At 41.9% G+C, this 20551-nt stretch carries 19 protein-coding genes; 12 read left to right on the top strand and 7 right to left on the bottom strand.

All coding sequences use genetic code 11. The features are described 5' to 3' along the window. The first annotated feature begins 93 nt into the window (after window positions 1-93). Entirely contained in the window at window positions 94-468 is a 375-nt protein-coding gene (locus ACEWB7_RS00775) for a hypothetical protein (protein ID WP_034170955.1), read from the top strand. 48 nt (window positions 469-516) lie between these two features. Here the strand turns inward: ACEWB7_RS00775 and ACEWB7_RS00770 are convergent, their stop codons facing one another. Then, window positions 517-1011 carry an Lrp/AsnC family transcriptional regulator gene (locus ACEWB7_RS00770; protein ID WP_312087509.1) on the bottom strand — a complete coding sequence of 165 codons (495 nt, stop codon included), beginning with the start codon at window positions 1009-1011 and terminating at the stop codon, window positions 517-519. A gap of 112 nt (window positions 1012-1123) precedes the next feature. Here ACEWB7_RS00770 and ACEWB7_RS00765 point away from each other — a divergent pair, with 112 nt between their 5' ends. The 6 genes from ACEWB7_RS00765 to ACEWB7_RS00740 all read left to right on the top strand — a co-directional run bounded on the left by ACEWB7_RS00765 (window position 1124) and on the right by ACEWB7_RS00740 (window position 8499). Next, complete coding sequence (locus tag ACEWB7_RS00765) at window positions 1124-1729, top strand: LysE family translocator (RefSeq protein WP_034170953.1); 606 nt, start codon at window positions 1124-1126, stop codon at window positions 1727-1729. Between the two features lie 513 nt (window positions 1730-2242). After that, the gene (locus ACEWB7_RS00760) at window positions 2243-2995 is read left to right on the top strand and encodes an electron transfer flavoprotein subunit beta/FixA family protein (RefSeq protein WP_004784673.1); all 753 of its coding nucleotides are present in this window, start codon (window positions 2243-2245) and stop codon (window positions 2993-2995) included. An 18-nt stretch (window positions 2996-3013) separates the two neighbouring features. Next, a complete protein-coding gene (locus ACEWB7_RS00755) occupies window positions 3014-3946 on the top strand; it encodes an electron transfer flavoprotein subunit alpha/FixB family protein (RefSeq protein ID WP_004784671.1) in 933 nt (310 codons plus the stop codon). 168 nt (window positions 3947-4114) lie between these two features. Further along, window positions 4115-4780, top strand: a complete 666-nt coding sequence (locus tag ACEWB7_RS00750) for a hypothetical protein (RefSeq protein WP_262738057.1) — start codon at window positions 4115-4117, stop codon at window positions 4778-4780. A gap of 257 nt (window positions 4781-5037) precedes the next feature. Continuing rightward, complete coding sequence (gyrA, locus tag ACEWB7_RS00745) at window positions 5038-8010, top strand: DNA gyrase subunit A (RefSeq protein WP_411580337.1); 2973 nt, start codon at window positions 5038-5040, stop codon at window positions 8008-8010. Window positions 8011-8079: 69 nt separating this feature from the next. Next, window positions 8080-8499 carry a hypothetical protein gene (locus tag ACEWB7_RS00740; protein WP_034701297.1) on the top strand — a complete coding sequence of 140 codons (420 nt, stop codon included), beginning with the start codon at window positions 8080-8082 and terminating at the stop codon, window positions 8497-8499. Between the two features lie 33 nt (window positions 8500-8532). Here the strand turns inward: ACEWB7_RS00740 and ACEWB7_RS00735 are convergent, their stop codons facing one another. From ACEWB7_RS00735 to ACEWB7_RS00720, 4 genes are read right to left on the bottom strand one after another with little or no spacing between them, the layout of a single operon-like run. Next, a complete protein-coding gene (locus ACEWB7_RS00735) occupies window positions 8533-9624 on the bottom strand; it encodes an ABC transporter permease (RefSeq protein WP_286966015.1) in 1092 nt (363 codons plus the stop codon). Then, on the bottom strand, window positions 9621-10763 hold the full coding sequence (locus tag ACEWB7_RS00730) for an ABC transporter permease (RefSeq protein ID WP_034701292.1): 1143 nt from the start codon (window positions 10761-10763) through the stop codon (window positions 9621-9623). Before ACEWB7_RS00730 ends, ACEWB7_RS00735 begins: the two co-directional genes overlap by 4 nt. Then, window positions 10764-11843: an HlyD family secretion protein gene (locus ACEWB7_RS00725; RefSeq protein WP_411580336.1), complete on the bottom strand. Its 1080-nt coding sequence runs from the start codon at window positions 11841-11843 to the stop codon at window positions 10764-10766. It abuts the gene before it with no gap. An 11-nt stretch (window positions 11844-11854) separates the two neighbouring features. After that, window positions 11855-13336: a TolC family protein gene (locus ACEWB7_RS00720; protein ID WP_411580335.1), complete on the bottom strand. Its 1482-nt coding sequence runs from the start codon at window positions 13334-13336 to the stop codon at window positions 11855-11857. Between the two features lie 358 nt (window positions 13337-13694). Between ACEWB7_RS00720 and serC the strand changes: the two genes are divergently transcribed. Then, on the top strand, window positions 13695-14777 hold the full coding sequence (gene serC / locus ACEWB7_RS00715; protein ID WP_313583662.1) for a 3-phosphoserine/phosphohydroxythreonine transaminase: 1083 nt from the start codon (window positions 13695-13697) through the stop codon (window positions 14775-14777). A gap of 599 nt (window positions 14778-15376) precedes the next feature. Here the strand turns inward: serC and ACEWB7_RS00710 are convergent. Beyond that, window positions 15377-16309 (bottom strand): hypothetical protein, encoded by a 933-nt coding sequence (locus ACEWB7_RS00710; RefSeq protein WP_159124053.1) that lies wholly within the window; start codon window positions 16307-16309, stop codon window positions 15377-15379. Window positions 16310-16557: 248 nt separating this feature from the next. Here ACEWB7_RS00710 and ACEWB7_RS00705 point away from each other — a divergent pair, with 248 nt between their 5' ends. After that, complete coding sequence (locus tag ACEWB7_RS00705; RefSeq protein ID WP_005236716.1) at window positions 16558-17043, top strand: YaiI/YqxD family protein; 486 nt, start codon at window positions 16558-16560, stop codon at window positions 17041-17043. Window positions 17044-17058: 15 nt separating this feature from the next. Then, on the top strand, window positions 17059-17952 hold the full coding sequence (locus ACEWB7_RS00700) for a DMT family transporter (protein ID WP_004784646.1): 894 nt from the start codon (window positions 17059-17061) through the stop codon (window positions 17950-17952). A gap of 20 nt (window positions 17953-17972) precedes the next feature. On the opposite strand, the gene ACEWB7_RS00695 is transcribed toward ACEWB7_RS00700, so the two are convergent. Further along, window positions 17973-18536, bottom strand: a complete 564-nt coding sequence (locus ACEWB7_RS00695) for a PilZ domain-containing protein (RefSeq protein WP_214002028.1) — start codon at window positions 18534-18536, stop codon at window positions 17973-17975. Window positions 18537-18562: 26 nt separating this feature from the next. Here ACEWB7_RS00695 and ACEWB7_RS00690 point away from each other — a divergent pair, with 26 nt between their 5' ends. Both ACEWB7_RS00690 and lolD read left to right on the top strand, forming a co-directional pair. Further along, complete coding sequence (locus tag ACEWB7_RS00690; RefSeq protein ID WP_034170943.1) at window positions 18563-19798, top strand: lipoprotein-releasing ABC transporter permease subunit; 1236 nt, start codon at window positions 18563-18565, stop codon at window positions 19796-19798. Then, window positions 19791-20474: a lipoprotein-releasing ABC transporter ATP-binding protein LolD gene (gene lolD / locus ACEWB7_RS00685; RefSeq protein ID WP_214002029.1), complete on the top strand. Its 684-nt coding sequence runs from the start codon at window positions 19791-19793 to the stop codon at window positions 20472-20474. Before ACEWB7_RS00690 ends, lolD begins: the two co-directional genes overlap by 8 nt. The last annotated feature ends 77 nt before the right edge of the window (window positions 20475-20551 follow it).

The raw sequence follows: 20551 nt of genomic DNA, 5'->3' as shown, positions 1-20551 counted from the left end.
TTGTCTTATTTTTCAAATGGCTGTTTTTGGATATAAGTATAAATAGTAATCAATTTTTAAAAGAAAATCAGCGATCTCGATACTGGAATTTTTATGGACACAGCAATTATCCCGGATATACAACAAAAGCATGCGCAGTTAAGCCCAGCCCAAAAAGATATGTTTGCGGGTTATGGTTTACGCCAGATTAAACATTTTGTTGAGATTAGCTTGCCCACTATTGAAGCCGTTCTCCCTAAAGGAGCAATCGTGCAAGGGATTAATGCAGAAGGGAAAATGCAGGCTTATAATCCTGAAACAGGCCAGTATTATCTATGGATTTCTGATCTGCAATGGCAGACCACGCAGCGTGCCAGTCAAGCTGTTGACCTGAAAGAAGATGCGCTCGAAATCTGGAATATTTTCGATCTGAAGTCTTATGAACTGATTGAACTGAGTCATGTGCATCGTGACTTTCTGCAAGTTTAATGAACATGAAGGATGACCAAGGTCATCCTTTTTTATTGCTAAAATATTTTATAAGTCATCCAGCGGTAACTGAAAACTTTGCTTGATGATCTGGCTGGGTAAATCTGTTTTGACACTGGTAATGCCATTTTTCTTGGTCAAATGTGTGGACTGGAATTTACGGTAACTTTCCAGATCAGGTACCACAACTTTTAACATCGCATCACATTCACCCAGAATGATATAGCACTCCATCACCTGAGGCAGTTCTTTCATTGCCTCGATAAAAGTATCAATGGTTTCTGCATCCTGACCGACCAGCCAGATCCGTGAAAACAGAATCAACTGAAAACCGATTTTCTGTGAATCGACAATGGTGGTGTAATTCTGGATCACACCCGCATCTTCGAGCAACTTTACCCGACGCAGACAGGAAGAAGGGGATAGTCCAATTTCCCGCGCCAGATCATTATTCTGAATACGGCCATTGGCTTGCAATTGATGAATGATATTTTTATCAATTCGATCAAGTTTTACTCGCACAGATTTAGAAGATATTTTCATATATTAGAATATAATTTGAAAAATAATGCTTATTATAAAATAAATTGAAAGCCTATTTTGTAAAAATTCATAGATACTAATTCCACTTTTCGAAGATTTAAAGGAAAAGGAAATGTCTGTATTTGCACTTTTTGCACTAACCGTGCTTCCCCTGATTTTTACACCTGGACCAGATATGCTGTTTATCCTGTCTCAAGTGATGGGTAAAGATGCAAAAGCAGGCATGATGGCAACCATCGGGATCTGTTCAGGTTATCTGGTACATTCCATTTTGGTAGCAATAGGAATCGCAGCGATTATCGTGTCTTTTCCGGTATTGTTTGAGGTGATTCGCTGGCTGGGTATTGCTTATTTGCTCTATCTGGCTTGTAGCCTGTTGAAATCAGTATTTAGTAAAAACTCAATGAAAATTGAGAAAAAATCTGCTGCTAATCCAGTGAAAAAAGGCTTCTTTACGGCCTTACTCAATCCTAAAGGCATGCTGATCTATTTTGCGATCTTGCCGCAGTTTATTGATAAAAGCGGAAATACAGTGAGCCAAGGCTTAATTCTCTCTTTTATTTTTATCGGCATGATTTTCATTGTTTATTGTGCTCTCAGCATTCTGTTCAGCAGAATTACCCGCAATACACAAATTGATGAACGTAAACAGAAATGGGTTGATGGCACCTCAGGTGGTTTACTTGCCCTTGCTGCAAGCTGGTTAATTATTAATTAAGCAATGGCGTGTTTTAAAAAAGCATACTGCTCCCAGTATGCTTTTTTTATATTTATAGATTGATGACAACCCAATTTTTAGACCTGCCCAGCAAAGTAAAGCGGAGTAAATTGAGCAGATATGCAGAATAAATCCTGATTAATTTCGCTTTATGTCCAAACTGACCAAAGCGGTCATTTTTAAATATAAGTCATTTTTCACAAATCTAAGGACAGATTTGTACATTTAATAAGCAGAAATCAAAAGTTCTGATGTGTTTCATCAAATAAAAACATAATAAAAATCAAAGGTTAAATTTTATTAAATATTAATAAAATTCATTGTAATAAATCGATACGGATTAATTGTGAACGCATCGTTCAAGGAAAATTACGCATTTTTACAGCTCTTTGTTGAATTGTGACTTGACCGAAATGCCGTGCACATTGCAAGATAGGGCACCTAAAAAATTTAAGTGAAGAGTTATTATAACTTTTCTCAACATTTACATTTGCTAAAACAGCCGAGGATTACATGAAGGCTCTTGTTGCTGTAAAACGTGTGGTTGATGCCAACGTTAAGGTTCGCGTTAAGCCGGACAACAGTGGTGTTGACTTAACAAACGTTAAAATGTCAATTAACCCATTCTGTGAAATCGCGGTGGAAGAAGCGGTTCGTTTAAAAGAAAAAGGAACTGTTTCAGAAATCGTTGTTGTTTCTATTGGTCCTAAAGAAGCTCAAGAACAAATCCGTTCTGCAATGGCGCTTGGTGCTGACCGCGGTATTCTGGTTGAAGCTGATGACAGCCAATTAGGTGCGCTAGAAGTTGCTAAAATTCTAAAAGGTGTTGTTGAAGCTGAACAACCACAATTGATCCTTCTTGGTAAACAAGCAATTGATGACGACTCTAACCAGGTTGGCCAGATGCTTGGTGCACTTCTAGGTGCAGGTCAAGGTACATTCGCTTCAGAAGTTAAAGTTGAAGGCGACAAAGTACAAGTGACTCGTGAAGTCGACGGTGGTCTACAAACTGTTGAATTATCACTTCCAGCGATCGTAACTACTGACTTACGTTTGAACGAGCCACGTTATGCAGCTCTTCCAAACATCATGAAAGCGCGTAAAAAACCGCTTGATACTAAGTCACCTGCAGATTTCGGTGTAACTACTACAACTAAACTGAAAACAGTAAAAGTTGAATCTCCTGCAGAGCGTAAAGCTGGCGTACAAGTGAAGTCTGTAGACGAACTTGTAGAAAAATTGAAAAACGAAGCGAAAGTGATCTAATACAGAAGGATAAAAATCATGAGTATTTTAGTAATCGCTGAGCACGACAACAAAGCACTTAACGCTGCTACTTTAAACGTTGTTGCTGCGGCGCAAAAAATCGGTGGTGATATCACTGTATTGGTTGCTGGTTCTGGCGCTCAAGCAGTTGCTGATCAGGCAGCTAAAGTTGCGGGTGTAAGCAAAGTTTTACTTGCTGACGACGCTGCTTATGCAAACCAACTGGCTGAAAACGTAGCAAAACTGGTTGCAGAATTAGGTAAAGGCTACAACCATATCCTTGCTGCTTCTACTACAACTGGCAAAAACATTCTGCCACGCGCTGCTGCACTTCTTGATGTCAGCATGATCACAGACATCATCGCTGTTGATTCTGCAAATACATTCAAGCGTCCGATCTATGCAGGTAACGCGATTGCAACTGTTGAGTCTTCTGAATCAGTAATCGTTGCAACTGTTCGTGGTACTGCATTTGATGCGGTTGCTGCTGAAGGTGGTTCTGCTGCGGTTGAAGCTGCTGCTTCTACTGGTGATGCTGGTATTTCTAAGTTCATTAATGAAGAAATCGTTAAATCTGAACGTCCTGAATTGACAGCTGCTCGTATCGTGGTTTCTGGTGGTCGTGGTGTAGGTTCTGGTGAGAACTACCACAAAATCCTTGATCCACTAGCTGACAAACTTGGCGCTGCTCAAGGTGCTTCACGTGCTGCAGTTGATGCTGGTTTCGTTCCTAACGATATGCAGGTTGGTCAAACTGGTAAGATCGTTGCACCTGACCTGTACATCGCTGTAGGTATCTCTGGTGCGATCCAGCACTTGGCAGGTATGAAAGAATCTAAAGTGATCGTTGCGATCAACAAAGATGAAGAAGCTCCAATTAATGCAGTAGCAGACTACTGGTTAGTAGGTGACCTGAACACTGTAATTCCTGAATTGGTTTCTAAAATCTAATTTCTGAATCAGTTTCAAAAAAACGCTCCTTTAGGAGCGTTTTTCTTTTTTTAATCTAGATAATTAATCTAACTAACAAGTTGTCCATTTCTGACTCGAAATTTTGGCTATTGTATATTTTGTGTTAATATTAAGGTTTTATTAAGCTTGCCATTTGGCGGAGTGTTCGTGAAATTTGATTTTCAGTTACCAGTCAGTATTTTGGTAATGATGATCTGCTGTTTGATTTTCCCTTTTCTCCCGAGTCTGCACCTTCCTTTGTTAGGAGGTATGACGGTTACAGCAGTTGAGTCAATTCAAGCATTAATGTTGTTTGGTTTTGCCGTATTTAGTTTTTTCTATATCCGTCCATTTGAATTAAGTAAAGGTCAAAAACAATTTTGGCTCTGGTCAGTTGCATGGTGGATTATGCTGTTTGGTAGAAGTACCAGCTGGGGACGTGACTATTTCCCGGAAGTGCCAAAAATCTATTTCCGTGGTATTTCGGTTCTTGTGATTGCACCCGTGGTGTTTATGCTGTTTTTAGCACCTTTGCGTCAAGAAATTGCTTATAAGTTTAAGCATGTATCACTTCCAATTTGGGCACTCCTATTAGCTTTCATTGGCTTGCTGATGTCTGATGGCATTGAACATAATCGGTTTTTTACTCATTTTATTTTTACAGATTTTATCTATAAAGATTTGATGGAAGAACTATACGAATTTCCGCTTATTATCGGTTTATTCCTGGTCGCTTATCCATTAATGAAGCAAGATTGTGTTGTGACAAAATCAACTAGTCAGGTCATAGCTGAAGATGATTTTTCCGATATAGAGTCTAAACTTCATATTTAAGTGACTTGCTTTTTTAAAGAAAAAAATGAACCTCTGCAAGCAGAGGTTTTTTAATATCAAAATATTGTGAAGTGATTAAAATTTCTACTAAAAATCCTGTGGGTAGTTGGGGATGAAACAGATAAATTTAGCCTAGATTATGCTATACTGTACGACTAAATTTTAATATTGGTTCAGCTTTTTTTTGAGCCGATTTATAGCTGGATTTACGACATATAAATGCAAGCCAAATCTGGCTTGTAGAATAAGGAGTATGCATGAGCGTATCGGAAATTAGACCGATTGCCATTGAGGATGAACTCAAGCACTCGTATTTAGACTATGCAATGAGCGTGATTGTTTCACGTGCCTTGCCGGATGTACGAGATGGTCTAAAACCTGTTCATCGTCGTGTGCTTTTCGCAATGCACGAATTGGGCAATGACTACAACAAAGCTTACAAGAAGTCTGCCCGTGTTGTAGGTGATGTCATCGGTAAATATCACCCACATGGTGATTTTGCTGTTTATGAAACCATTGTCCGTATGGCTCAGGACTTTAGTCTGCGCTACCAATTGGTTGATGGTCAAGGGAACTTTGGTTCGATCGATGGCGATAGCGCTGCGGCAATGCGTTATACCGAAGTTCGTATGCGTAAGCTGACCCATGAATTACTGGCTGATCTGGAAAAAGATACAGTTGACTGGGAAGATAACTACGACGGTTCTGAGCGTATTCCGCAAGTCATGCCAACCCGTATTCCGAACCTGCTGGTGAATGGTGCGGCTGGTATTGCAGTCGGTATGGCGACCAATATGGCGCCACACAACATGACTGAAGTAGTGAATGCATGTCTGGCTTATGCAGATAATCCGAATATCAGCATCGAAGGTTTGATGGAATATATTTCCGGTCCAGACTTCCCGACAGGTGGTATTATCTACGGTAAATCAGGTATCGTGGATGCTTACCGCACCGGTAAAGGCCGTTTGCATATTCGTGGTAAATATCACTTTGAAGAAGATGCCAAATCTGGCCGTACTACGATTGTCTTCACGGAAATTCCTTATCAGGTTAACAAAGCGAAAACGATTGAACGTATCGCCGAGCTGGTCAAAGAGAAAAAACTTGAAGGCATTTCTGAACTTCGTGATGAATCGGACAAGGAAGGGATGCGTATTGCGATTGACCTGAAGCGTGGTGAAAATGCTGAAGTCATCGTCAATAACCTGTTCCAGAATACGCAGTTAGAAAATTCTTTCAGCATCAATATGGTTTGCCTGGACAACGGCCAGCCGAAGTTGATGAACCTGAAAGACATCATTGCGGCATTCATCCGTCACCGTCAAGAAGTCGTGACACGTCGTACCATGTACGAACTGCGCAAAGCACGTGAACGTGGTCATATTTTAGAAGGTTTAACCGTTGCTCTGGCAAATATTGATGCCATCATCGAAACCATCAAAACTTCTGCCAACCCAGCTGAAGCGCGTGAGCGTTTACAAGCAGGTGAGTGGGCAGCAGGCGGTGTGGCAGCCTTGCTCGAAAAAGTAGGTGCTGTTTCTGTACGTCCGGACGAAATTGAAGGCGAAGATCCAGAGCGTCCATTTGGTATTGATGGTGAGGTGTATCGCTTATCTCCTACTCAAGTCAACGCGATTATGGAACTGCGTTTGCACCGTTTGACCGGTCTTGAGCAGGATAAACTTCAAGCTGAATATTCTGAAATCTTAGGTCAAATTGCTGAATATACAGCCATCTTAAATGACTTCAACTTATTGATGAACGTCATTAAAGAAGAGCTGGCATTGATTCTTCAGCAATATGGCGATGCACGTAAAACAGATATTGTTGAATCTCGTATCGACTTCTCTCGTGAAGATTTGATTCCTGAAGAGCAAATGGTTCTGACCGTTTCAAAAACAGGCTATGCGAAAACTCAACCATTATCTGACTATGCTGCTCAGCGTCGTGGTGGTCGTGGTAAGTCTGCAACCAGCATGAAAGAAGATGATTACATCCAGCACATGGTGGTGACGTCGAATCATGCCACTGTGCTTTGCTTCACCAATGTCGGTAAGGTTTATCGTCTGAAAGTTTATGAAGTACCACAAGCTTCGCGTGGTGCCAAAGGTCGCCCAATGGTGAACTTGTTGCCACTGGATGACAATGAAACCATTACTGCTATCTTGCCAGTAATTGATGCACCGAAGAAATTTAAAGAACGTCTGGTTGACTTTAAAGCATTTGTGAAAACCAATGCTGCACAGCTGCAAACCAATGAAGTGATCAATAGTCACTTTGCGGCACTAGAAGCTGCACTTGCTGAATCGGAAGATGGTGCAGATGATATTTCTGATGCACTGCGTGTTCAGTTGAAAGAACTCGGCTTAGCACTTTCTACGACTGATCTTGATGATGACATCATCAATGACTTTGCTCAGCAGGCTGAAGCTGTTCGTAAGAACTTCTATGTGTTTATGGCGACTGAGTACGGCACGATTAAACGTGTAGAACTGGAACAATTCTCGAATGTTCGTTCCAACGGTTTACGTGCGATTGAACTGAATGGCGATGACACCTTAATTGGTGTTGCGATTACCGACGGTGAACAGCAAATTATGTTGTTCTCGAACGAAGGTAAAGCAATTCGTTTCGCAGAGACTGACGTACGTTCAATGGGTCGTTCAGCCAAAGGTGTACGCGGTATGCGCGTGACCATCGGTGCTTCTCAAGTTGAAGATGGAGAAGATGTAGATGTTGAATCTGATGATGAAGATGCAACTGAAGCTAACTTCATTAGCCGTATCGTATCTCTAGTGGTTGTACCTGAAACCGGTGAAGTGCTGTGTGCTTCTGCAAATGGTTATGGTAAACGTACCCCGGTAGATGACTTCCCAACCAAGAAACGTGGCGGTAAGGGTGTAATTGCAATCAAGACCTCAGAACGTAACGGTGAGCTGGTCGGTGCGGTTGCGATTGACGCATCTAAAGAACTGATGTTGATTTCTGATGGCGGTACACTGGTTCGTACCCGTGCTTCTGAAGTGGCACAGACTGGTCGTAATGCACAAGGTGTTCGTCTGATCCGTCTGGCTGAAGATGAAAAACTGGTCGGTGTAGAAGCGATTGAAGCAGTTGAAGATGAGTTGGAAATATTGGAAGATATTGAAAATACTGAATCTGCAGCTGATGATGTAACTGATGCACAAGCAGCTGAAAAAGATGATGACAATACAGTAGAGGAATAAGTTCTGCTACTGATGAAAAAGGGCGCTTCGGCGTCCTTTTTTACACATCGACTAAATGAGAGATAAATAATGAAGACCAGATTGATGCTTTTGACCGCAGCTATTGCACTTAGCGGCTGTAATAATGCAATGGACAGTATGCCCGATCCGAGCCCTGAGCAGGAAAAGGCTGCGCAAGTAGCTTATGAAGACCTGCGTGATGGAAAATATGACGAATTTTTAGCTCAGCTTGAGCCGAAGTTGCAGACAGAATTTCAAAACAATGAAAAAATCATGAAGCGTTTTTCACGCTCAATTCCACAAGGTGAATATAAGTCCAAGACTATCATGAGAAAGAGCTTCGAGGAAAATAACGGCAAACCGAGTGAATACAAGGTCAGCTATGAAATTGCCTATCCAAAAAACCTGGTTCAGTATGATGTGAGTTTTGACCAGCCGAATGGCAGTACTAAAATCCGCAACTTTAATATTCAGGTATTTGGTGAATAATTTTCAATGCGAATAGCCTGAGTAAATCTGGATTTAAGAACGTGGGCGTAGCCGATAATAGCCTAAGCTCATACAGATGATGCCGATCACCAATAGATAAGCAAGCTTTCCTAGAACCATATAAGTAGGCACCCCCATCTGATTGAGTTGAATAAACATCTGCACGATTTGGGTCGAAGGTAAGGCTTGCCCAATGAGTTGCACCCAGACTGGCATGGCAGCATGCGGCCAGGCGACTCCTGAAAGCATAAAGAGCGGAATTGAAGTAAAAACAATGATATGACCGGCGCGTTCTGGCATGTCCAGAAAACTGGCAAACAAGGTAGTAATCCCAATCATGCAGAATACAAAGATGGGTACAGCGAGCAGCATGCCCCAAAAATTTCCGCCACGGGGATAATCAAAATACCAGAAAGTAAAACCAAACAGGTAATAACAGCCCAAACATCCAATGGTCAGAATCGCCAAACTGATTCCGAATAAGGTGGTTAAATTAATCCTCTGTCTACTTTCCCGATACAGCGCAATCAGCATACTGAGGCCAAGAAAGATCGTCTGATGAATAATCAACGGTGCAACAGCGGGAAACACATAGCTACCATAGCCAGAGAGTGTATTAAATAATGGAATCTGGTGAATGGATAGTGCAGGAGAGAAGTGTGAAATCTCGCTAAAGCGTTCTGCATATTCGCTTAAGGTATTTTCTACTGAAGAGACCAAGCCCAAACCAATCTGTTTGGTAATTAAAAAGTTAGCAGTACTTAAGTACAGCCCAATCCCGCCATTTTCACCGTGCCTGATAGATTGTGAAAGATTATCTGGTAATAATAAAATCCCGTCGGCTTTTTGAGTTTCCACCCAGTGTTTAGCTTCAGCAAAATTTCCAGTCACCGCCTTGATTTGTACATTGGGGCTTTGGCTGACATGACTGATAATGGTATTGGTTAAAGCACTTTGCTCTTCGTCAACAATAATAATCGGCAAGGCTTCTGCGTGTTCTGCCTTATATGCGGTCGGATAGAAAAAGCTGTAAAACAGAACTGATAAAATCAGCGTGGTAAAAATACTGGTATTGCTAATAATGTCTTTAAAAGTTTGGCAATAAGCTTTCCAGAGTGATTTCATGCTGACACTCCTTTGGCTGTTTTTTTGAGAAAGACATAGGCCAGTACAGCATAAAGCACGACATAAATGACGAGCACGAACATCGGTTGCAGTGAAATATAGAGCGGACTGCCAATCACCCATTGCTCCGTCTGTAATTTGGCATAGGGTGTATAAGGAATAATATTGGACCAGAACTGGGTGAATAGTGGAGCATTATTAAGAGGTAAAGTTACCCCAGCAAAACTGAGCGATGAACCACCATAAACTGCTAGTAGACCAAAAGATTTGGTTAGGTCCTGAGTAGCCAGAACCACAGCACTACTGATAAAGGCATAGGCACTATAGAACAGTATTTGAGCCAATAGAATCAGCCATAATGACCCGGCAATAAACCAGCCGCGAATTTCGACCAGCCAAAACATCCAAGCCCAAGTCCATAAACAAAAGATTGCTACATAAACCAGATTTTTAGACAGCAGTGCCGACCACAAGTTTTGTTGGGCAATCCAATGACTAACAGTATGCCGTTTAATTTCCTGACCCACAGCAAAAGCCACACAGCAACATAACAACAAGTGCAAAATTGCCGGAACCATATAAGGTTCCAGATAAAATTCATAATTCAGCTGTGGGTTATACAATGGGGAAATTTTAATATTCGGTGTAGGTGCATCCAGATAGGGGAGCGTGTTGCCTAGATACTGCTTACCGGTAAACTCAGCCAGAGCCTGCAAGGTGCTAAGTAGCATAGCCGAAGAAATGGTATTACCGATACTAAAATAACTCTGATTAAAAGCAATACTAATTTCAGCATCCTGAGCTTTGACCAATCGTTGCTCGGCTCCGGTAGGAATATGAATATAGCCCCAGATTTTATTTTCGTTTAATAACTTTTCGATTTCGACCGTTTGATCAGAAACGGTATGCACGTGTAGGGTATGATTCAAAGATAAATGATCATAAATCTTGCTGCTCAGGCTACTTTGATCCTGATCAATAATGGCGATTGGTAGATGATCCGGTTTGCCTTTGGCAAACATGCTACCAAGTAAAATCAGAATACAGGCAGGGGCGAGCAGGACTAGAGCCAGATCCCATTTCTCTCTGCATAAATAGCGTATTTCACGCTGAATACCCGCCCAGAATCCAGAAGCCATTTATTTTGGCTCTTTCAATTTAAACAGCACGCTCATGCCGACTTTTAACTCAGGCATTTCAGTGACTGGCACAAGATGAACTTTAAAACTGCGGACATCATAACCGCCGGTTTGGCGCGTGGTTTTAATGGTGGCAAATTCACCTTCAGCACTAATATTTTTTACTTTAAAAGTGGCTGATTGATTCAGTGCCGGAATAAAACCTGCAAGCTGTTGCTGTTTACCTAAAGCGGCATATTGGTCTTCACGAATATTCAGGCTAATCCAGCGTTCTGCCGAGATCAGGCTGACCACTGGCACTGCGGTTGCCACCAGTTCAGTGGCATTGCCATAGGTTTTGGAGACGGTACCATCAATCGGTGCTAATAATTCAGTTTCTGCTTCTAGTGCATTGGCTTCAGCGACTGCTGCACGGGCTATATCAACCTGAGCATCTGCAGAACTTTTCTGTTCTGGTGTACTGCCGCGTTTAGCCCGGGCATATTGTTGATACGCAGCTTCTGTCATTTGCGACGCAGATTGTGAAGCTGCAAACAGTTCATCTCGGCGCTGGCGGGAAATAACGCCTTCCTTAAATAGATTGGCTCCACGTTGATAGGAAGTCTTAGCGAGTTGCTCCTGTGCTTTTAGTGACTGCCAGTTGGCATACAGAGAAGCGATATTTTCTTCCTGAGAACCACGTTCTGCGGTGGACTGAAGTGCTAATGCAGACTGTAAAGTAGCTAAAGCCTGCTGCTTTTTCGCCTCAATTTCAGGACTATGCAATTTCACCAGCGCCTGGCCTTTCTTGACGTCATCGCCTTCCTGCACATAAATCTTTTCAATCCGGCTTGGAACTTTAGTGGCCACTTGAACCGTCTCTGCCTCAACCCGGCCTTGTAGCTCGATTTCTATGGGTTGATAGGTTTTCCATAGGCCAAACCCAATCAAAGCAAGAATGACTGGAATCAGCCCTAAAAGCAGATATTTTTTGCGCGATTTTTTTTCTGTGCTTGCATGATTATCTGGCTCTGATTCACTGTAATTGATTTCTGAAGCCGCTTCATCAACAGGATGTTCTGGCTTTTGCTCATCTGTCATGTCTGGCTCCATTAACGAATATAGTGGGTGTTGGCATGTTGCATATAGTTTGGAAATTCAACAATTGAGCCATGGCTCTGTAATAAGGTCGCGAGAGATATTACATATTTATAAGCGTTTAATGCCATTTCTGCCTTTAAACTGCTGAGCATGTTTTGGGCATCGATGACCTGGGTGGCTGTCCCCACATCTTCCTTAAAGGATAATTCCTGAATACGCAGATTTTCCTGAGCTGCTTTCAGATTCTGCTGAAGTAGAGCATCACTTTGCTGGGCGCTGACTGCTTCACTAAATGATTTATAAATCAGGTTTTCAATCTCCTGCTGGGTACGCGCCGTCATGAGTTCAGCGGCATAGCGTTTTAGTTCAGCAGCCTGAATATTCTTGTTTTTATCAATACCTGAGAACAGATTATAACGTGCTGCAACCCCTACAATCCAGTTTTGATGTTGATCCAGACTATATTCACCAAACGCAAAAACATTTGGCCTTTTAGCGGCCTGCTGGGCTTTGACATTGGCTTTGGCCAGCTCGGTATCCATCTGCATTTTTTTGATCAGTGGGGAGTTCTGGCTAAAACTGCTGAGCAGAATATTCACATTTTGTGGTTCAGCACGATTCACAAATAAAGGTGTGCTTAGCTCGGTGATATTGCTATCCAGCAACAGGTTATTCAGCTGAAATAGGGCAGCATTCAGATTGGCTTGGGCATTTTGTTGTGCGCGTTCAGCATTATTGCGTGCTACTTCAAACTGCATGCGCTGGCCTTTGCTAATAAAACCCTGCTGTTGCAGTTTTAGGGCATTACGATAATGTTGTTGCATGGCATTTGAATTAAAAAGTGCCGAATCCAGTAACTGTTTTTGTAGTTGAACATTAAAGTAAGACTGAATCAGCTCAAAACGCTGCGTATCCTGTTGCTGCTGATTGCTAAGTTTGCTACGTCCTGACTGAATATTGGCAATTTCTTTGGCACTACGGGTGAGGCCTCCGGTATATAGTGGCATCATCACGGAAACAGTGGGACGAATCACCTGATCTTCAAGAACGACATTAGACGTATCCGGAATCAGACCTACTCCGCTATGAATAGTATTGTTGAGTCCTTCCCGCAGTGGATCGATAATACCTGCGGGTAGATCCACACCATTAATGGCTTCCCACTCATTAAGCCGGCCATTTACACCTTGAGAGAGTGAATTTTCCAGATTATTTTTAAACTGCTTTAATGGAATATCGACTTCACTGTGAAAGGCATAGGCACGAACATTCAGGTCAACACGAGGCAGACCAATGCCTTTCACAGCTTCGGCCTCAAGTTTAGAAGCTTGCTCCAGACTTTGAAAAGCCTGGCTACTATAGGAACGTTGCAACAATTGTTGTTCTGCATCCTGAAAGCTGATGCTTTGTGCATAAGCAAAACTGCCATACATCATGGATGCAAGCACAGTCAGACCCCAGCAGACACATTGTTTATTTTTCTTCATATTCATAAAGTGGTAATGTAAAAGTCACATTAATTCAGTCTAAGCTGCATTATAAATCAAGTGCTTGCAGGGCAGGGATGGGTTAAGTTGTAGTATTGTTGTAATTCGAAGCGATTCATTTCTCAAGTTTCAAGTTGATAGTTCTAAGCATTGAATGAGACTGAATATTTTTACCTACGCAATTTCTCATAAATGAAATCACAAGGTTAGGGTAAAAAATCAAAGGTATTTAAATTATCCTCCGAATCTAGATTGGTTTTTTGACTCTATCTTCATTCTTGGATAGAAATAATTTTGTGCAAGCGGCGTCCAGATATGGTTAAATGCCATCATTTTATTGTGTTTCACTCTGAAAGGAAAAATCATGCGCGCGTACAACTTCTGTGCTGGTCCTGCTGCATTACCTACTGCCGTACTTGAAAAGGCTCAAGCTGAAATGCTTGACTGGCAGGGCAAAGGTCTTTCGATCATGGAAATGAGCCACCGTAGTGCAGACTATGTTGCAGTTGCGGAAAAGGCAGAAGCAGACCTTCGCAAGCTCATGAATATTCCTGAGAACTATAAAGTACTGTTCTTGCAGGGTGGCGCATCTTTGCAATTCTCGGCAATTCCATTGAACCTGCTGGGTAAAAACAACAAAGCTGACTATATCCGTACCGGTATCTGGTCTGAAAAAGCATTGAAAGAAGCTAAACGCTATGGCGACATCAATGTGGTTGAAGCAGGCATTAAAACTGAAGATGGTAAATTGGCGATTGCTGATCAAAGCACCTGGAATCTTTCTGATGATGCCGCTTATGTGCATTATGCAGATAATGAAACCATTGGCGGTCTGCAATTTGCCCATGTGCCAGAAACTGATAAGCCACTCGTATGTGATTTCTCTTCAAGCATTTTGTCTGCACCGATTGATGTTTCTAAATTCGGTCTGATCTATGCAGGTGCACAAAAGAATATTGGCCCTGCAGGTTTGACACTGGTCATTATTCGTGAAGATTTGCTTGATCAGGCAAAACCTGAAATTCCAAGCATCCTGAAATATGCAGATCAAGCGAAAAACGGTTCGATGGTCAACACACCATCAACTTATGCGTGGTATTTATCTGGTTTGGTATTCGAATGGTTACTGGAACAGGGCGGTGTAGAAGCGATTCACAAAGTGAACCTGCAAAAAGCTGAATTGCTCTATGGCTATATCGATTCTAGCGACTTCTATGCAAATCCGATTGCCAAAGAAAACCGTTCAATCATGAATGTTCCATTTACTCTGGCAAATCCTGAACTTGAAAAACAGTTCCTGCAAGAAGCAAAAGAAAACCATTTACTTAACCTTGCCGGCCACCGTTCAGTAGGTGGTATGCGTGCCAGCATTTACAATGCCGTACCGTTAGAAGGTGTACAGGCATTGGTAAACTTCATGGATGACTTTGCTAAACGCAATGCTTAATCCTTGAGAATCAAAAAACCCGGCAATTGGCCGGGTTTTTTTATCATTTAATTCGGGTTAAAAAACAAAGTTATGTAAGATATAGCCGCAAATGAGCATACCCAATACGAAAAATAGGCATGACATCATATCAAGCTGATAACGCGAGCCAAGATGATGCTCAACCTGCTGTAAATTTTCTTCTTGAACGATTTTCATAGATATTTATTATCCGATCTATTTATCGTAAATGATTATTTGTTGATCGTATTTTTACCATAAAAAATTGATTAAATAAAGTACATTCTTAACTAAACTTCATAAAGTATTAATTTTATTTAAATAACTGGCCTCAATATATTCATAAAAATAGAACTGTTATATTAAGTCATTATTTTTATGATGTTTTTAATATGATTATTCAGTTTAAGATAACATTGAAAATGAATTTGTTTGAATTTAAATCTGTGGATAAATCTATTTTCAATGAATTCAAAATCCATTAATTCTGATTTTAATTGTGGATAAAAAATAATCAGAATTGAGAGAATATCGCACTAAAATAAATAAAAAACAGGAGACACATATAAAAATATGAGCCTCCGATCTGGATATTCAGCTTAAGCTGCTTTTCGATAGATATTGGCCTGAATCCACAGATTGCCCCGAATATATTGACCAATCTGGAAATCTTTATGCTTGTCATTGCGGGTGGCTACACGGATCAAAGTAGCCGGCTGGCCTTCATCATGAATCAGGGTAACATCATAGAGCATGTAATCCTGATCCATAAATTGCATTGAAGTTTTACCGACAATATTGCCCTGGAACCAGGCTTCATCTTCCTGACCCATGGTCTCACCATACAGATAAGCGACCATTTTGGAGAAATCGACCGTTACCGGTTCTTTGTCTTCTTCAGACTTTGGCTCCCAGGCATCAATCTGTTCCTGTAAGTTATCTGGTGCAACACCATTATTTTCCGCAAGAATTGCATTCAGGGCACGGTGATGTTTGATAGAGGCAGGATCATCCACGACTAAATGTTCATGATCAGTCACCACTTCCAGTTCATAAGCCCAGGCATTTAAGTTGACGATATAAGACTGGTCTTTTTCATAATGCGACCGGTTGACACTGTACAGCGTATCAAAGGCATAGATGATATTGTTGGCACCCAGATTGAGACGCAACACAGCTTGGGTATCGGATTTACAAGAAATAATCCGGTCAATCGTGGCTTTTACCTGGTAGGGACTGTCAAAGCCTGGGAATGCGGTTTTCACAGCCTGTGGCTTGTTATTTTCTACGGCAATCACTTGGCTTAATTGTACCGCAGCTTTACTCGGTCCCTGAATCAGCCAGGTGGTTTCATCCATATCGCATTCTTGTGTACACAAGCCCATCGGCATTACAGGTGCATCAAGGGCTTTGCCTAACCATTGAGGAACATCTGTGCCTGGGTTTTCAGTAAGCAAGGTCCAATGTTCGACATGACTACCGAAATTTTGATCATCAATAGTGATGATCTCTGGGCTATTCTGTTTTTTCATATGCACAATTGATCTTGGATGACTTATTTATAGTTAATCGAGGGTAATTGCGATTTTTCAAGTCACTCGAATGAATTTAAAAATTAAAATGCAAATCATGTGAAGTCAAATTTTTTTAGATTGTGGATAGCTGACTCATTTAATACGGCTGAGTTGAGTATTTAAAGACCAAGATATTCAGAGAAAGAGCAGTTTTAAGCATCAACCTGCATCCTCTGATTTGCTACACTAGTCCAAATTTCTCCCTTATGGAAAGCTGTGTGTTGCCATTCAAACTTTGGGTCGATGCAGATGCATTACCTCGTATTCTGAAAGATGTGATTATTCGTGCCTCCGATCGTTATCAGCTTGAAGTCACTTTTGTGGCTAATCAACCGGTAGGAATTACCCCGTCGATTCGCATCAATTCTATTCAGGTCATGAGCGGGGCAGATGCGGCAGATCAGGAAATTATCGATCGTATGAAAGAGCATGACATTGTGGTGACGCAGGATATTCCTTTGGCTGCTCAAGTCATCGAGAAAGGCGGCATCGCGATTCACCCGCGTGGTGAAATCTATACAGTGGCCAATGTCAAAGCACGTCTGCATTTACGTGATTTTATGGATACCTTGCGTGGTGCTGGTGTACAAACCGGGGGTCCACCGCCGATTTCTGAACGTGATAAGCGTGAGTTTTCCAGCTCTCTAGATCAAACCATTCAAAAACAGAAACGTAAAACTGCGATTAAATAAAAAACGAGATCAAGTATGCCCCCAAAAAGTAACCTGATGTTGACCTATGCCTTGCTGGTTTTCATCTGGTCCACCACACCACTGGCGATTGTCTGGAGTGTGGAAGATTTGCATCCGATGTGGGCATTGGCGATCCGGTTTTTTCTAGCACTTCCTTTAGCCTTAGTATTACTGTGGTTATTTAAAACCAGATTACCGCTTGATCGTGTTTCCCTACATAGTTACTTGGCGGGTGCATGCAGTTTTATCGGCTCGCAAATTTTTACTTACTGGTCTACGGATTATTTAAGTTCTGGCATCATTGCCTTAATGTTCGGCTTGGCACCCCTCATTTCAGGCCTGATTGGGCGTTTTGTTTTTCAGATGCAGCTTTCGCTGAATCAATGGCTGGGGATGGGAATCGCTTTAACTGGACTTTCAGTGATCTGTCTAGGCGATGCAGATCAGCATATACAGCCAATTGGAATCGTAATCGCTCTGGTGGGGGTATTAGTTTATTGCGTATCCATGTTCTGGGTGAAGAAAATCAATGCACCTATTGATCCTATGGCACAGGCGGCCGGTTCGATTGGTTTGTCAGTCGTTTTCTCTATTGGTATGTTGCCATTTATCTGGCAATACGCACCCACTGCTATGCCGCATGCCAAGTCCTTATTTGGTCTGGTGTATGCGGTGATTATGGCGTCACTGATTGCGATGTTCTGTTATTTCAAGCTGGTACAGAAAATTAAGCCAACCACCTTATCTTTAACTACAGTCCTGACACCGATGCTGGCCTTGCTGGTAGGCGTATTATTGAATAATGAAAAATTGCCGCTCATTGCTTTGGTGGGTGTAGTAATTTTATTGTTCGGCTTAGTGGTATATTTCGCTAAAGAAATTAAGGCGAGCTATAAAGCCCGCCTTTAATAAAAAGATAGATGCCAGTCTTAAGCAAAGCTGGCTTTCACACATTCGCCCAGTTTGACGCGATCCTGAGGGTGCAGGGTAATAAAATAAGCGCCCGTACGATATTTTCCGTTTTCTTCTGCACGACTGTAGGCCACCTGAGCGGTTGCCGCGATGTGGAAGAAGTTTTCTGGGTGACTTAAAGTCACATGCAGATAGGTTCCTTCACTAATCGGCTGATCACTCAAGAAGCTAAAACCAGTCTCTGAAAAGTTCACATGTTCCGGTACAGGTAACATGCTTTGTACAATTGCGTCATACAAAGAACCGGTAATAAGGTTTAATTTTTGGTTGAATAAGGATAAGATTCGAGTAATTTGTTGATCTTTTTCAGATAATTGTTCTAATTCGTAGTTAACAGCATGATCAAATTGATCTAGCTCTGCAAGTAGTAGAAAATAGCGGGGCAATACGAAATTAGCATCGTAAGGATCATTCAAGGCAACATCATCGGAAATAATCTGATAATTGATTCGTAAAGCAGCATCGATTCGAGACATGACTCGTCTTTCAGTGAATCCGTTTGGATGCTGTACATTTTCCATAATTTATTACCTCGGACTAGATGGTTATGTTCAAACCAATCTCGCTGTATATAGGGTTGAAATATACTCGCGCACGGCGTAGTAACCACTTCATTTCTTTTATCGCATTGGTCTCAATGATCGGTCTCACGCTCGGTGTAGCAGTCCTCATTACAGTTTTGTCTGTCATGAATGGTTTTGACCGAGAGTTGAAAAATCGCGTCTTGGGGATGGTTCCTCAAGCCACTGTTTCTTCGACGCAAATTCTAACAAATTGGCCTGAACTTGCAAAGCAGATTGAGCGGCATGAACACGTTCAAGGTGTGGCTCCGTTTACCCAGTTACAAGGGATGCTCACGGCTCAAGGGCAAGTTGCCGGAATTATGGTCAGCGGGATTGAACCAAAGTATGAGAAGAAAGTTTCGATCATCCAGAACCATATGGTCGAGGGTAGTATTGATAACCTGAAAAAAGGTGAATTTGGGATTGTTTTAGGCAAGCAAATGGCAGATGCCATGGGCGTAGGCTTGAATGATAACATTACCTTGGTTCTGCCTGAAGCGACGCCTTCACCAGCGGGTGTCGTACCCCGTTTTAAACGTTTTAAAGTGGTCGGGATCTTCAGTATTGGTGCAGAAGTTGATTCGATGATGGGCTATATTGCTCTGAATGATGCTTCAACCTTGTTACGTCTGCCAGATGGTGCACAAGGCGTACGTATGAAGCTGGATGATATTTTCGCAGCACCTCAGGTTTCTCAGGAAATTGTGCGTGATTTACCGGGTAACTTCTATGCCTCTGACTGGACTTATACCCACGGTAATCTGTTCAGTGCAATCCAGATGGAAAAAGCGATGGTGAGCTTATTATTATTCCTGATTGTTCTGGTCGCAGCATTTAATATCGTGTCTTCACTGGTAATGGTGGTCACAGATAAAAAATCGGATATCGCAATTTTACGTACTTTGGGTGCTTCACCTGCCACGATTACCCGAATCTTTATGGTTCAAGGTACTGTGATTGGTGTGATCGGTACCTGTGCGGGCGCCATCCTCGGGATTATTGCCGCCACTAGCATCAGTAGTTTTATTGGCTGGTTAAACAATTCACTTGGCCTGAATATGTTTGATGCTTACTTCATCAACTACCTACCTTCTTATCTGCGCTGGCAGGATGTGGTCGTGATTGTAGGTCTGTCACTTGCTTTAAGTTTCTTAGCCACTATTTATCCAGCATTCCGTGCTGCTAAAATTCAACCGGCGGAGGCATTGCGTTATGAGTAATCTGGTTTTAGATGCCCAAAATATCGAGAAATCTTTTACAGATGGAAAATCTACGGTTGATGTGATCAAAGGGATTTCATTACAGGTAACGGCCGGGGAATTTGTTTCTATTGTCGGTTCAAGTGGTTCCGGTAAAAGTACCTTATTGCATATTCTCGGAGGATTGGATCGTCCTTCTGCCGGACAGGTGATGGTCAATGGTCGCCGTTTTGATAATCTGTCTGAAGCAGAACGCGGCTATGTCCGTAACGAGAATCTGGGCTTTGTATATCAATTCCACCATTTATTGCCAGAGTTTACTGCGCTGGAAAATGTCGCGATGCCATTGATGCTGCGTAAAAACGTCAAGTTTAAAGAAGCGAAACAGCAGGCAGAATACTTGCTGGAACGTGTTGGGTTAACCCATCGTTTAACCCATCAACCCGGTGAACTCTCCGGTGGTGAGCGTCAGCGTGTAGCGCTTGCACGTGCTGTAGTCACCAAGCCGAAGTTAATGATGGCAGATGAGCCAACAGGTAACTTGGACCGTAAAACAGCCGATAAAATCTTTGAGTTGCTGACGGAATTACGTAGCGAATTCAATATGGCCATGTTAATTGTGACCCATGATGAACAATTGGCACATTCGGCAGACCGGATTCTACATATGCGTGATGGTCTATGGATGAATGACTAATTGTAGGAATAGTCCTCTTTAATTGAAGCTCACCTCGGTGGGCTTTATTATTGCCTGCACATAATAATAAAAAAGAA

This window comes from Acinetobacter sp. NIOH-H-8 (assembly GCF_046635365.1).
Lineage (GTDB): Bacteria > Pseudomonadota > Gammaproteobacteria > Pseudomonadales > Moraxellaceae > Acinetobacter.
The sequence above is the reverse complement of the archived record's forward strand: the minus strand, read 5'-3'. Positions and strand labels throughout refer to the sequence as shown.